The following is a 13,048-nucleotide window of genomic DNA, read 5'->3' on the forward strand; positions in this document are numbered from 1 at the left end:
CATGAAAGTACTTGTTCACCCAACTTATTTTCCATCCATCAGTCATTATGCAGCGATGGTTCAAGCCGAGCAAGTGGTGTTTGAAATGGAAGACAATTTTCAAAAACAAACCAACCGCAACCGAATGTACATTTATAGCCCTAACGGAATTCAAATGCTTAACATACCAATTAAACATAACAAAGTTACCCATCAAAAGTACAAAGATGTTAAAATTGAATCGGAATTTAATTGGCAAAAACAACATTTCAAATCACTGGAAGCAGCCTACAGAGCTTCACCTTTCTTTGAATATTTTGAAGACGATATTACTCCTATTTTTCAAAAAAAACATACCTACTTACTTGATTTGAATGTGGAAATTTTTGAACTTCTCAATCAATGTTTAGGTGTTACTATATCACCAGAAAAAACCTTTGAATATTTTCATGAAGTAAACAATTGTATTGATTTTCGTTGGTTAGCCAACGGAAAAAAAGACACCACACAATGTGAGCCCTACACACAGGTATTCGGTGAAAAGCATGGCTTTATGAATAATTTAAGTGTTTTAGATCTTCTTTTTAACGAAGGTAGGTATGCGTTAGACTATTTAAAAAATCAACAATTATAGTGCTAGTTTTCTTTTTCAAAAGCCAAGCGGGAAACAATTGGAAAATGATCTGAATTCTTAAAATTGGAAAAAGAATTGAATTGTTTTACTTTGAATTTTTTATCTGTAAAAATATAGTCTATTCGAGCAGGATAATACTTAAAGTTGTAGGTTGATCCAAACCCGAAACCGGCTTCCTCAAAGGCATCATTTAAATCACCTTTTACACTACGGTAAACAAAAGAGAACGGACTATTATTCAAATCACCACAAATAATGAGTGGATAGTTACAATCTGCTTTGTGCTTTTTAATGATTTCTGCCTGTTGCTGTTGTGAAGTAAACGACCTGCTCATTCGGCGAAGCATTCGTTTTGACCTATCTTGCGAAACACCTTGAATATTTTCATCGATTTCATGAACATCAGGTGTAATTTTTATTGATTGCAAATGTATGCTGTACACTCGGATAGTATCTTTACCGCGTTTTATATCGGCATAAATAGCATTGTTTGTAGAGTTAGGAAATGAAATTACCCCTTCATTTACAATGGGGTATTTTGAAAAAATAGCTTGACCGAGTTTCGTATTCTTTCCTTCGATGAATATATACTTGTGCCTGTACACGCGAAAATCAACTTCGTTTTGATTCGAAAACTCTTGTATACACAAAATATCGGGAGTCTGTTCTTTAATAAAATCAGAAATAAGCATACTTACGTCACGCTCTATCCAATCGTAGAGATTAAATAAACGGACATTATAACTCATCACAATAAAATCCTCTTCCTCAATAGGTGACTTTGCTTCAGAAAACTTATAAAACTTGTTGATAAAAGTGATTCCCAATAGCAAAACAATTCCCGACAATAGCATTTGTCTTTTAAACTGAACAAGCCAATATCCAAAAAACAATAAATTCAAAATCAACATCAGAGGTAAAAAAAGTGTCAAAACAGAAAGAATCGGGAACAACTTTGGAGCCAAAAAAGGTAAAATATAAGCAATAAACGTCAATATAGTGAGCACTATATTAAAAAATAAAATTACTTTATTAAACCAACCTAATATTTTCATTTACTTCTGTTAACCATCCCAAAACCTTAAAATTAGCAGATGTCAAATCACGCTTTTTGCTACTAAATTTTTTCTCTTATTGTCATTTTCTTAGTACAAACAACAATCTCAACTTAAACGTGAGACTCTTAATAAATTAGCTCTTCCCTGCTTTAAACAAAAACTCCTTTTCTTCTTTTGTCAAGCTATCGTAACCCGACTTACTGATTTTGTCTAAAATTTCGTCAATTTGTTGTTGCGTTTTATCCTTTGAAGCTGGCTTTGACCTTGTGTAGTTTTGATTTTTATGCACTTTTTTAAAAGGAGTGGATTTTCTGCTACGAAACAAATTGACCAACCCATCCACAAAAGAAGTAAACGGTTTTGTAATATCGTTACCATTTTTAAGCTGAGAACTATACAAATAGCCGAATAAAGCACCACCCAAATGAGCAATATGTCCACCTACATTACTAAAAGACAAACTAATCAAATCAATAATCAAATAAAACAAGGCAATATGCCAAAGCTTGACGGTTCCTATCAACAACAAACGAATTTGCATGTAAGGAGCATAGGTAGTTGTTGCAAAAAGAACAGCCATAATAGCTCCTGAAGCTCCAATTAATGCAGCATTTTGTTTTATTAAAGCAGGAAAAACCAAATAACTTACAATAAAAATAAAACCCGAAAAAATAGCCCCCAATAAATACAAACTTAACAATTGTTTCTGTGTAAAAAAAGTTAGAAACAAACGCCCGGCAAAATTCAACACGATTAAATTAAACAAGATGTGAAAAATATCAGCATGAAAAAAAGCATAGGTCAAAATAGACCATGGCTTCCATAACAAATCGCTCGGATTAGAAGACAAACTGATGTAATGGGTAAAATTAAAAACAATAGCAAAAAGAGACAAGACTCCGGTTAAAATCCAAGGTACTGCAAACAGAAATACATTTAGGTAGATTAACTTTTCGTTTACACCACCCATTCTAAATTGTTGTTTTATTTCATCTACTATACCCATTCGTTTAGCTTTTTCGGATTAATTCCAACGTTTATGATTAAATTGATTTTTTTTCCACATCCACATCATCAAAAGTCCGGTCACAGCACCGCCAACATGAGCAAAATGAGCAATTCCGCCGCCGCCAAAAATTGAATTGCCACTAATTCCCATAAACAAATCACCTAAAACTAATACCGGAACAAAGTACTTCGCTTTAATAGGAATTGGGATAAAAATCATCATCAGTTCTGCATTTGGAAACATAAAAGCAAACGCAACTAATATACCGTACAAAGCTCCCGATGCTCCTACTGCTCTACCATCTGCAATGATGGCAGCATCAAAAAGTGCTTTAAAGTTTACTTCATTCAACAAATCATACTTCCCAAGCGGTTCAAGTATAGGTTTAATATTTTCGGCCAATAACTCACCTTTATAAACATTGCCTTCCCTAAATGGTACATTAATAATTTGTTTAATTGTATCTGAAGACAACTGCAAATCAGCTGCAGATTCTAAAACTTTTTGAAATTGATAATACTCCATCCCTAAATGAATCAATGCTGCCCCCAATCCACAGGAAATGTAAAAGAAAAGAAACTTTTTCCATCCCCAAAAATGTTCTAAAGCAGAACCAAACATAACCAATCCAAACATATTAAAGAATATGTGCATCAAATTAGGCATTTCGGCATGCATAAATAGATGTGTGAAAGGTTGCCACCAAGCAAATTCATTACTCAGAGGAAAGTGAATTGCTAATAAATCATTTGCTGCAGGAGCAATGGTGTTGGAACCAATATAAAAAATAACATTAATGATTACTAATTGCTTTACTGTTTCGGTCATTCGCATCATATCGCAAATTTTTTATCTAAATCATCTACGCTAATCGTGATGAAAGTGGGTTTAAGAAAAGGAGAGACATCCGGTTCTTTGCAGGCAAATAAACCATTTACAATATTTTCCTGTTCTTTTTCGGTTAAATAGGTTCCTGTTCTAACGGCTAAACTTCTCGCCATAGACTTAGCAATACTATCATTTAAACTAAAACTGCTGTCGGGTATACCGCTTTGTAAATCGTTCATTAATTCTTCTAAAACAATGGCTACTTCGCTTTCTGACACAGCAACCGGAATTCCGGAAATAATTAATTTATCGGTTTCAATTGAATCAAAAACAAAGCCTATATATTCTAAAGACATCTTTAAATCGCTGATTAATTCAATTTCATTCACAGAAAAATACAATTCCAAGGGAAATAATAATTGTTGGCTTGAGGCTTGTTGTACCGTAATATTTTTTAAATATTGTTCATACAAAATCCGCTGATGAGCTCTTTGTTGATCGATGACCATCATGCCCGATTTAATGGAACTGACTATATATTTCTTATGAATTTGGTAAGTGCGGTTCTTACTTTCTTCAATTTCATTATCGTTAAATAACGAACTCGTCACTGCATCTTGTTCAAACGTAATATGCTCAATCTCTTGAGTGTCATTTTTTAAACCCACATACAAACTTTCCCAATTAGCTGATTCAGATTTTTTATCCCTATATACAGCACCAGTATACGTTTTGGAAGGTTTATCTTGAGTAAAAGGATTAAAATTAGCATCCACTTGAATCAACGGTATCGACGCATCTTTTTCTTGATAATGATAGGGTGTATCCAAATTTGGGTCGCGTTCAAAATCCAGCACCGGAGCTACATTAAATTGCCCTAAACTATGTTTCACAGTGGAACGCAAAATTGCATAAAGCGAATGTTCATCGTCAAATTTAATTTCCGTTTTGGTGGGATGAATATTGATATCGATAGTATTTGGCGGCACATCCAAATAAATAAAATAGCCGGGTTGCATGCCGTCTTTCAGCAAACCTTCATAAGCAGCCATGACCGCATGATGCAAATAACCACTTTTGATGAATCGGTTGTTTACAAAAAAGAATTGTTCACTTCTACTTTTTTTAGAAAACTCAGGTTTCGAGATGAATCCTAGTACTTTTACAATTTCAGTTTCTTCCGAAATAGGCACTAATTTTTCATTGGTTTTACCCGAAAACATGGCTACAATTCGCTGTCTCAAATTAGATGATGGTAAGTTAAACAATTCACTACCATTATGAATAAACGTGAAATGAATATTCGGATGTGCTAACGCAACCCGTTGAAATTCATCTACAATATGACGGTGTTCTACCGTTTCCGATTTCAGAAAATTGCGTCGGGCAGGTATGTTGAAAAATAAATTCTTTACAGCAAAAGAAGTTCCTTTTGGCAAAACCGAAGGATCTTGAGAAATAAATTTACTTCCTTCTATAATAATATGAGTTCCCAACTCATCTTGTTCTTGTTTAGTCTTGAGTTCCACATGAGCTATCGCAGCAATAGAAGCCAATGCTTCTCCTCTAAAACCTTTGGTGTAAAGCGAAAATAAATCTTCGGCATGACGAATTTTAGAAGTGGCATGCCGTTCAAAACACATTCGGGCATCAGTTACATTCATACCCAGACCATTATCAATCACTTGGATAAGTGAACGCCCTGCATCTTTTACAATTAATTTAATGTCGGTTGCTTTAGCGTCTACAGCATTTTCCAAAAGTTCTTTCACCACAGAAGCAGGTCGCTGAACAACCTCACCGGCGGCAATCTGATTGGCTACGTGATCGGGAAGTAGTTGAATGATACTCGACATTATCGTTGTCTAAATATGGATAAATCGAAATCGATTACGAATAAAAACAATAGTACTAATGCTAAAACAATGGCTATAAGCCTAAAGTTAACTTCTCTGTTTCCGCGATGGCGACTTTCACTTCTAGCCTCATTCCAATGTGAGCGATAATCATTATAATTTACCGTTTCACGATTTTTGTGAAACTTGGAATCAAAATCATACAGATTACCCTGCTCCTTTCCTTCGTAGTAACGAGGAGTGTAATTAAAACTTTTGTTCTTGGGCAACTTGAATAATGATCTTTTCAGCATTTTTTCCTATTATCATCCAAAGTTAGTAAATTCTAAAATGACTAGAAAATTTAACCGTGTGAAAGTTTTGTTAGTTTTTAACTAAAAAAGCCAAAATCAAACGACTTTGGCTTTAATCTATAAAATAAAATATTTTTTTTTATAAAGCAGTCATTTTAATTGCCGCAACCGCAGCCTCAACCCCTTTGTTACCATGCTTACCACCACTTCTGTCTAGCGATTGTTGCATGTTATTATCTGTTAGCACACAAAAAATAACGGGCATTTTTCCTAAAATATTCAAATCTTTGATGCCTTGTGTTACACCTTCGCATACAAAATCAAAATGTTTTGTTTCACCTTGAATTACACTCCCAATGGCAATAATTCCAGCTAAATCCGGGTGTTTATCCATCATTTTTTTACAACCGTAAATCAATTCAAAACTACCGGGAACATTCCAACGTATAATGTTTTCTGGATTTACATTGCAATCCAAAAGCGTATCAAAAGCACCTTGAAAAAGTCCTTCTGTAATGGTTTCATTCCACTCAGAAACAACAATCCCAAACGAAAGTTGACTAACGTTTGGGAGTGCACTTTTATCGTAATGGGATAAATTTTTATTTTCGGTTGCCATGATTATTGAACCATTCCGATTAAACCATCAATATTTCTGGCTTCCGGAGCTGATTCGTACTTTTCTTTAATTTGAGTAAAAAATTGTAAAGCCTCTGCTTTCTGACCTAAAGTGTAAGCTGTTTGACCTGCTTTTAACAAAAATCGTGGAGTTGTCAAATCGTTTTCATTCATTTCAGCCGCTTTCTTATAATAATCCAACGCCTCTTTTAACTGATTTTTTTGAGCAAAAGCATCACCGATAGCTCCTTGAGCTAAAGTACTTAAAATCATATCATCAGAAGAAAATTTATCTAGGTAAGTAATCGCTTCTGTATTCTTTCCTGTATTCAAGTAAGCAATTCCGGCATAATAATTGGCCAAATTTCCGGCATCTGTTCCGGCATATTCCTCGGCAATTTTAACAAAACCGTATTTTCCCTCGGCACCGTTTAAAGCCAAATTAAATAAACTATCTTGACCGGTTGTTGCGTCAATTGCTTTTTGAAAATTTTGTTGAGCCACAAACATTTCGTCTGCAGCTTCCAATTGTTTGGGTTCAACTACAAATTTTTGATACAAAAGGAAACCAACTGTAACCAAAGCAATAGCTCCTACAATACCAAAAATATACTTTTGGTTTCGCACTACCCACTCCTCAGCTTTAGAAGCTCCTACGTCTAACGTATTGAAAACTTCTGCCGTAGTACTGTCTTGTGCATCAATATCTACATTCTCTTCAATATCTTCTACTTCTTTTGGTTTAGGTGCTTTAAAGCCTCTTTTATTGTATGTTGCCATTTATATTTAATTTAATGAGCCGCAAAAATAAAATTTTTATTGATATTTGAAAGTCATTTTTTTGGATATTTTTGAATATTTTTCACAACTTACAAACCAAACTCCTTATTATTCCTTTAAAACACTTTATTTTTGCAGTACTAAAATGAAATTCTCATAAACCAATAAAAATTATTCCCTTGTTTTTAAAACAAATTTCTCTTTTCAACTATAAAAATTTCTCAGAAGTTCAATTTGAATTCGATAGTAAAATCAATTGTTTTGTTGGGAAAAACGGTGTAGGAAAAACCAATGTACTGGATGCTATCTATCATTTGGCTTATGGAAAAAGTTATTTTAACCCAACAGCGATTCAAAATATCAAACACGGCGAAGATTTTTTTGTGATTGATGGTGAATTTATCAAAAATAACCGAACCGAACAAGTTGTTTGCAGTTTAAAAAAAGGGTTAAAAAAAGTTTTAAAAAGAAATGGAAAAGTCTATGACAAATTCTCAGAACACCTTGGTTTTATTCCACTAGTCATTATTTCTCCTGCAGATACTGATTTAATTGTGGAAGGAAGTGAAACAAGACGAAAATTCATGGACAGCGTTATCTCGCAATTAAATCAGGTTTATTTGAATCAGTTGATTCAGTACCAAAAAATAATTGTGCAACGCAATGCATTACTAAAGTATTTTGCTCTGAATCATGTTTTCGAAAAAGGTACTTTAGCGATTTATAACGAACAATTAAACGAATTGGGGCAATCGATTTTTGAAAAAAGGAAAGAATTCATTCAAGCATTTTTACCCATCTTCAATAAACACCATCAAACCATAACCGATTCAGCCGAGGAGGTAGAATTGGTATACGAAAGTCATCTTTTTGAAAAAAATCTTTTACCTCTTTTAGATGAAAATTTAGTAAAAGACAGAGCCCTACAATATACTAGTGTTGGCATTCACAAAGATGATTTATCTTTTAAAATTTCCGGTCATCCCATCAAAAAATTTGGTTCGCAAGGTCAACAAAAATCATTTCTAATTGCCTTAAAATTAGCTCAATTTGAATTTCTCAAAAAGCAAAGCGGACAAAAACCAATTTTATTACTAGATGATATCTTTGACAAATTAGACGAAACCCGAGTGGGCAAAATTGTAGAAATGGTTAACGAGGAGGAATTTGGGCAATTATTCATTTCAGATACGCATTCGGAACGAACTGAAAAAATTGTAAAATCTACTCTTCAGACTTACAAACTTTTTCACTTGTAAATTAATATCTTTACCGAACAATTGAAAAAGTTATTACCAATTTCCTAAATAGAGAAAAATGGCACGTAAAGAAGCACTTCAATTTATTGAAGATTTAAAGAATAACAATAACAAAGAATGGTTTCACGAAAATAAAAAGCGGTATGAAACTTTTAAAAAAGAATATCAAAATTTAATCGCAGAAATTCTTCAGGAAATGAAGCCATTAGATACTGCGTTAGCCAATTTAGAAGTCAAAAATTGTACCTTTAGAATCAATCGAGACATTCGTTTTTCCAAAGACAAATCACCATACAAAAGCAATATGGGCATTTGGCTTTCTACCAATCGAAATCTTAAAAATTCTCCCGGATACTATATTCATTTCGAAAAAGGGTGTAGTTTTATTGCCGGTGGACTATACTGTCCGGAATCGGAAGAGTTGAAAAAAGTGCGAAAAGAAATTGCCTTTTTTTATGAAGATTTAGAAAAAATTTCATCTAATGCTGCTTTTAAAAAAGAATTTGGAGCATTCGACCGTGATGATGCAAATGTGTTGAAAAAAGCACCCAAAGATTATGATCCTAATCATCCTGCTATCGAATTTTTAAAATTAAAAAGCTTTACGGCTACACAAAAAATAAAGGATGATTTATTTTTAGATACCGATTTTGCAAAAAAAATAGCACAAAAACTCATTGCCTTAAAACCTTTAAATGATTTTTTAAACAGAGCTTTAGAAACTGTTGAATAATATTATATCATGCGTATTCACACCAATTTTTCCCTAAAAAATTATAATACATTTGGTATTGAAGCCAAAGCAAAAGAATTCGTTTCAATTCAATCCACAGAAGAATTGATAGATGTATTACAGAAATACCCAACAACTAAAAAGTTTATTTTGGGTGGTGGAAGTAATATGCTGCTTACACAAGACATTGATGCTTTGGTGATTCATTTAGATTTAAAAGGGAAAAAAATAATCGATGAAAACGACGATTTTGTCTGGGTTGAAAGTCAAGCCGGCGAAAATTGGCATGAATTTGTGTTGTGGACCATCGATCAAAATTTTGGAGGATTAGAAAACCTTTCACTCATTCCCGGAAACGTTGGAACAACGCCAATTCAAAATATTGGTGCATATGGTGTTGAAATAAAAGATACATTTGTTTTGTGTGAAGCCATTCACATTGAAACACAAGAATTATTAGTATTTACAAATGAAAAATGCAACTTTGGATACCGCGAAAGCATTTTTAAAAACGAAATAAAAGACGAATTTATCATCACCTCAGTCGTTTTTAAACTAACCAAACGCAATCATAAAATCAACACATCCTATGGTGCAATTGAAGTTGAATTAGCAAAACAACACATCACAAACCCAAGTTTGAAAGACGTAAGTAATGCTGTAATCGCTATTCGCCAAAGCAAATTACCCAATCCAAAAGAATTAGGAAACAGTGGAAGTTTCTTTAAAAACCCGGTGATTTTGAAAAGTAATTTTGAAAAAATTCAGCAAAAATTTCCAGATATTCCACATTATATGGTATCAGAATCAGAGGTAAAAGTCCCCGCCGGATGGCTCATCGAACAAGCCGGATTTAAAGGCAAGCGGTTTGGCGATGCGGGGATTCATAAACACCAAGCCTTGGTCCTAGTTAACTACGGCAACGCAACCGGACAAGAAATTTTAGCCGTAGCTAAAAATATTCAAAAAACGATTTTAAACACCTATGGTATTGCAATTGAAGCAGAGGTTAATATTATATAAAAATATCCCATTTCAACCTATTAAACAAACTCTTTTTTGTACCTTTGCAACTCAAAAAAATTCAATTGAACAATGAAATTGATACTTCTAACCATCGGACTTTTAGCTATCGCTTTTGCAGGAATAGCCATAAAAATTTGGTCAAAAAAAGACGGTAAATTTTCCGGAACATGTGCCAGTCAAAGTCCATATCTTAATAAAGATGGTGAAAACTGTAGCTTTTGTGGAAAAACGCCCGAACAAATGAAAGATTGTTCTGAACCTTCTCATTCCTAAATTTTAAAAACACATTATGTTTGACATATTGTTTTATGCTTTGATTGGAATTACGGTCATTCAGTTACTGTATTATGTAGTTGTTTTTGGAAAGTTTTCTTTTGCTAAAGTTCAAAAAAGTAATCCTAAACGAATACCTATCTCAGTCATCGTTTGTGCAAAAAACGAAAGTAGTAATGTACAAAAATTTATTCCTTTATTAGCACAACAAGATTATCCTGATTTTGAAATTGTACTTATTGATGATTCTTCCTCAGATAATACTTTAGAATTATTTGAAGAATTTGAAAAACAGTATGCAAACATTAAATTAGTAAAAGTACAGAACAATGAAGCCTTTTGGGGAAACAAAAAGTTTGCACTGACATTAGGAATTAAGGCTGCCAAAAACGACTATTTATTATTTACTGATGCCGATTGCTATCCAACGTCGAAAGAGTGGATTAAGGAAATGAGCTCTAATTTTACCCTCAAAAAAACTATTGTTTTAGGTTATGGTGCGTATGAAAAAGTAAATGGTTCTTTTTTAAACAAATTAATTCGTTTTGAAACCCTAATAACAGCTACTCAATATTTTGGTTGGGCAAAAATGGGAAAACCTTACATGGGTGTTGGTCGTAATTTAGCTTATAAAAGAGATGAATTTTTTCGTGTAAACGGATTTATAGACCATATGAAATTGCGTTCCGGTGACGATGACTTATTTGTAAACCAAGCAGCAAATGCTGAAAACACAACAGTTTGTTTTTCTAAAGAAAGTTTCACCTACTCCAGACCAAAAATAAACTTTAAAGAGTGGTTTAATCAAAAAAGAAGACATGTTTCAACTGCTACCTATTACAAGTGGTTTGACCGTTTTCAATTGGGTTTATTTTTCTTATCTCAAATTTTGTTCTTGTCTTTAGCTATTATTCTATTGGCCTTTCAACATCAGTGGATTATTGTGCTGCCTATTGTTTTGTTCAGATATTTATTTTCTTGGCTATCCTTAGGTTATGCTGCCAATAAATTAAATGAAAATGACGTTATCTATTGGTTCCCTATCATGGAAATAGCATTAATTTTCACACAATTGAATGTCTTTTTCACAAATCTCTTTTCAAAACCTGTCCATTGGAAATAAAAAAAATCATAGAAAAGGCCACGAATGGTGATCAAGTTGCCTTTACATCTCTCTTAGATATGTATTGGAACGAAGTATATGGTTTTATGCTCAAAAGAACAGAAAACGAAACGGATGCTGAAGATATCTCAATCGAAACTTTTGCCAAAGCATTTGATAAAATAGCACATTACAATCCGGAATTTCAATTCAACACATGGCTTATTGCTATTGCAAAAAACGTACACATTGACGCTTTACGGAAAAAGAAAATTTCCCCTTTTGTTGAAATCTCCGACGAAGAAAACCATCCGATGTACAGTGTAGCGGATACAACACCAACCGTTGAAGATAAAATAATTACTGAACAAAACCTTTCCCGATTATTAAGTTACATCAAGGAACTAAAACCCCACTATCAGGAAGTAATTCAACTTCGCTACTTTCAAGAAATGAGTTATCAGGAAATTGCAGAACAATTAAACGAACCTCTGAGTAATGTAAAAATTAAACTCCTCAGAGCAAAAAAATTGTTAGCAGAAATTATTCAGGGAAAATAATTTCTTTTCTCCAATTTTACAATAAGCGTCAGATTCAAAAACAAATGTTCAATTTTAGTTAAATCAAGGCTTTATTACTCAATCTTTTCTATCTTTGTCATTCTAAAAATTGCAACATGGAAAGTGTTTTAGATAGCGTTCAACCACCAATAGGAAAACCAAAATGGTTACGGGTTAAACTACCAACCGGAAAAAAATATACGGAACTTCGTGGATTAGTAGACAAATATAAACTAAACACCATTTGCACCTCCGGTAGTTGTCCGAATATGGGAGAATGTTGGGGCGAAGGCACAGCCACTTTCATGATTTTAGGAAACATTTGCACCCGTTCCTGTGGATTTTGTGGAGTAAAAACCGGTCGTCCTGAAACTGTAGATTGGGATGAACCGGAAAAAGTGGCTCGTTCCATCAAAATCATGAAAATCAAACACGCGGTGATAACGAGTGTAGATCGTGACGATTTAAAAGATATGGGTTCTATTATTTGGCTTGAAACAATTCTTGCTATCCGAAGAATGAACCCGGAAACTACATTAGAAACTTTGATTCCTGATTTTCAAGGAGTGGAAAGAAATATCGACCGAATTATTGAAGCAAATCCTGAAGTAGTTTCACACAACATGGAAACGGTACGTCGCTTAACTCGCGAAGTACGTATTCAAGCGAAATATGACCGAAGTTTAGAAGTTTTACGTTACCTAAAAGAAAAAGGAATTCGAAGAACCAAATCCGGAATTATGTTAGGTTTAGGCGAAACAGAAGAAGAAGTCATTGAAACTATGAAAGACCTACGAGCTGTTAATGTTGACATCGTGACGATTGGTCAATATTTACAACCAAGCAAAAAACATTTACCGGTAAAAGAGTTCATCACTCCGGAACAGTTCAAAAAATACGAAGAAATCGGAAAAGAATTAGGTTTCCGTCATGTGGAAAGTGGTGCGTTGGTTAGATCATCTTATCATGCTCAGAAACATATTTTGTAATATTTTGTTTCACGTTTTAGGTTTCAAGTTTCTTATACTAACCTGAAACGT

The 13,048-nt window shown here is 33.6% G+C and carries 15 protein-coding genes; 8 read left to right on the forward strand and 7 right to left on the reverse strand.

Features of this window, described 5'->3' with window-relative positions; all coding sequences use genetic code 11:
- Window position 1: 1 nt before the first annotated feature.
- Window positions 2–613 carry a WbqC family protein gene (locus R2782_RS06590; RefSeq protein WP_371267295.1) on the forward strand — a complete coding sequence of 204 codons (612 nt, stop codon included), beginning with the start codon at window positions 2–4 and terminating at the stop codon, window positions 611–613.
- 2 nt (window positions 614–615) lie between these two features.
- Here the strand turns inward: R2782_RS06590 and R2782_RS06595 are convergent, their stop codons facing one another.
- The 7 genes from R2782_RS06595 to R2782_RS06625 all read right to left on the reverse strand — a co-directional run bounded on the left by R2782_RS06595 (window position 616) and on the right by R2782_RS06625 (window position 7,055).
- On the reverse strand, window positions 616–1,668 hold the full coding sequence (locus R2782_RS06595; RefSeq protein WP_371267296.1) for an endonuclease/exonuclease/phosphatase family protein: 1,053 nt from the start codon (window positions 1,666–1,668) through the stop codon (window positions 616–618).
- A 136-nt stretch (window positions 1,669–1,804) separates the two neighbouring features.
- A complete protein-coding gene (locus R2782_RS06600) occupies window positions 1,805–2,677 on the reverse strand; it encodes a rhomboid family intramembrane serine protease (RefSeq protein WP_371267297.1) in 873 nt (290 codons plus the stop codon).
- Window positions 2,678–2,695: 18 nt separating this feature from the next.
- On the reverse strand, window positions 2,696–3,517 hold the full coding sequence (locus R2782_RS06605; protein ID WP_371267298.1) for a rhomboid family intramembrane serine protease: 822 nt from the start codon (window positions 3,515–3,517) through the stop codon (window positions 2,696–2,698).
- On the reverse strand, window positions 3,514–5,364 hold the full coding sequence (gene mutL, locus R2782_RS06610) for a DNA mismatch repair endonuclease MutL (protein WP_371267299.1): 1,851 nt from the start codon (window positions 5,362–5,364) through the stop codon (window positions 3,514–3,516). Before mutL ends, R2782_RS06605 begins: the two co-directional genes overlap by 4 nt.
- Entirely contained in the window at window positions 5,364–5,657 is a 294-nt protein-coding gene (locus tag R2782_RS06615) for a hypothetical protein (protein ID WP_371267300.1), read from the reverse strand. The genes mutL and R2782_RS06615 overlap by 1 nt, the downstream gene beginning before the upstream one ends.
- 139 nt (window positions 5,658–5,796) lie before the next feature.
- The gene (ribH, locus tag R2782_RS06620; RefSeq protein ID WP_371267301.1) at window positions 5,797–6,276 is read right to left on the reverse strand and encodes a 6,7-dimethyl-8-ribityllumazine synthase; all 480 of its coding nucleotides are present in this window, start codon (window positions 6,274–6,276) and stop codon (window positions 5,797–5,799) included.
- 2 nt (window positions 6,277–6,278) lie between these two features.
- Window positions 6,279–7,055: a tol-pal system YbgF family protein gene (locus R2782_RS06625; protein WP_371267302.1), complete on the reverse strand. Its 777-nt coding sequence runs from the start codon at window positions 7,053–7,055 to the stop codon at window positions 6,279–6,281.
- Window positions 7,056–7,234: 179 nt separating this feature from the next.
- Here R2782_RS06625 and R2782_RS06630 point away from each other — a divergent pair, with 179 nt between their 5' ends.
- The 7 genes from R2782_RS06630 to lipA all read left to right on the forward strand — a co-directional run bounded on the left by R2782_RS06630 (window position 7,235) and on the right by lipA (window position 12,997).
- Window positions 7,235–8,314, forward strand: coding sequence for a DNA replication/repair protein RecF (locus tag R2782_RS06630; RefSeq protein WP_371267303.1), 1,080 nt, complete (start codon window positions 7,235–7,237; stop codon window positions 8,312–8,314).
- A gap of 58 nt (window positions 8,315–8,372) precedes the next feature.
- Window positions 8,373–9,047 carry a DUF2461 domain-containing protein gene (locus R2782_RS06635; protein ID WP_371267304.1) on the forward strand — a complete coding sequence of 225 codons (675 nt, stop codon included), beginning with the start codon at window positions 8,373–8,375 and terminating at the stop codon, window positions 9,045–9,047.
- 9 nt (window positions 9,048–9,056) lie between these two features.
- Window positions 9,057–10,070 (forward strand): UDP-N-acetylmuramate dehydrogenase, encoded by a 1,014-nt coding sequence (murB, locus tag R2782_RS06640; protein WP_371267305.1) that lies wholly within the window; start codon window positions 9,057–9,059, stop codon window positions 10,068–10,070.
- A gap of 72 nt (window positions 10,071–10,142) precedes the next feature.
- Window positions 10,143–10,346, forward strand: coding sequence for a membrane or secreted protein (locus tag R2782_RS06645; protein ID WP_371267306.1), 204 nt, complete (start codon window positions 10,143–10,145; stop codon window positions 10,344–10,346).
- A gap of 16 nt (window positions 10,347–10,362) precedes the next feature.
- A complete protein-coding gene (locus tag R2782_RS06650) occupies window positions 10,363–11,469 on the forward strand; it encodes a glycosyltransferase (RefSeq protein ID WP_371267307.1) in 1,107 nt (368 codons plus the stop codon).
- Complete coding sequence (locus tag R2782_RS06655; protein ID WP_371267308.1) at window positions 11,460–12,008, forward strand: RNA polymerase sigma factor; 549 nt, start codon at window positions 11,460–11,462, stop codon at window positions 12,006–12,008. Before R2782_RS06650 ends, R2782_RS06655 begins: the two co-directional genes overlap by 10 nt.
- Before the next feature lie 116 nt (window positions 12,009–12,124).
- Complete coding sequence (gene lipA / locus R2782_RS06660) at window positions 12,125–12,997, forward strand: lipoyl synthase (RefSeq protein WP_371267309.1); 873 nt, start codon at window positions 12,125–12,127, stop codon at window positions 12,995–12,997.
- Window positions 12,998–13,048 lie beyond the last annotated feature (51 nt).

It is taken from the genome of Flavobacterium sp. (assembly GCF_041392085.1).
Classification (GTDB): Bacteria; Bacteroidota; Bacteroidia; order Flavobacteriales; family Flavobacteriaceae; genus Flavobacterium.

Coding starts and splice junctions, on each gene's coding strand:
- R2782_RS06650 (WP_371267307.1), top strand. CDS start 10,363: ATGTTTGACATATTGTTTTATGCTTTGATTGGAATTACGGTCATTCAG.
- R2782_RS06615 (WP_371267300.1), bottom strand. CDS start 5,657: ATGCTGAAAAGATCATTATTCAAGTTGCCCAAGAACAAAAGTTTTAAT.
- mutL (WP_371267299.1), bottom strand. CDS start 5,364: ATGTCGAGTATCATTCAACTACTTCCCGATCACGTAGCCAATCAGATT.
- R2782_RS06645 (WP_371267306.1), top strand. CDS start 10,143: ATGAAATTGATACTTCTAACCATCGGACTTTTAGCTATCGCTTTTGCA.
- lipA (WP_371267309.1), top strand. CDS start 12,125: ATGGAAAGTGTTTTAGATAGCGTTCAACCACCAATAGGAAAACCAAAA.
- ribH (WP_371267301.1), bottom strand. CDS start 6,276: ATGGCAACCGAAAATAAAAATTTATCCCATTACGATAAAAGTGCACTC.
- murB (WP_371267305.1), top strand. CDS start 9,057: ATGCGTATTCACACCAATTTTTCCCTAAAAAATTATAATACATTTGGT.
- R2782_RS06605 (WP_371267298.1), bottom strand. CDS start 3,517: ATGATGCGAATGACCGAAACAGTAAAGCAATTAGTAATCATTAATGTT.
- R2782_RS06635 (WP_371267304.1), top strand. CDS start 8,373: ATGGCACGTAAAGAAGCACTTCAATTTATTGAAGATTTAAAGAATAAC.
- R2782_RS06625 (WP_371267302.1), bottom strand. CDS start 7,055: ATGGCAACATACAATAAAAGAGGCTTTAAAGCACCTAAACCAAAAGAA.
- R2782_RS06600 (WP_371267297.1), bottom strand. CDS start 2,677: ATGGGTATAGTAGATGAAATAAAACAACAATTTAGAATGGGTGGTGTA.
- R2782_RS06595 (WP_371267296.1), bottom strand. CDS start 1,668: ATGAAAATATTAGGTTGGTTTAATAAAGTAATTTTATTTTTTAATATA.
- R2782_RS06590 (WP_371267295.1), top strand. CDS start 2: ATGAAAGTACTTGTTCACCCAACTTATTTTCCATCCATCAGTCATTAT.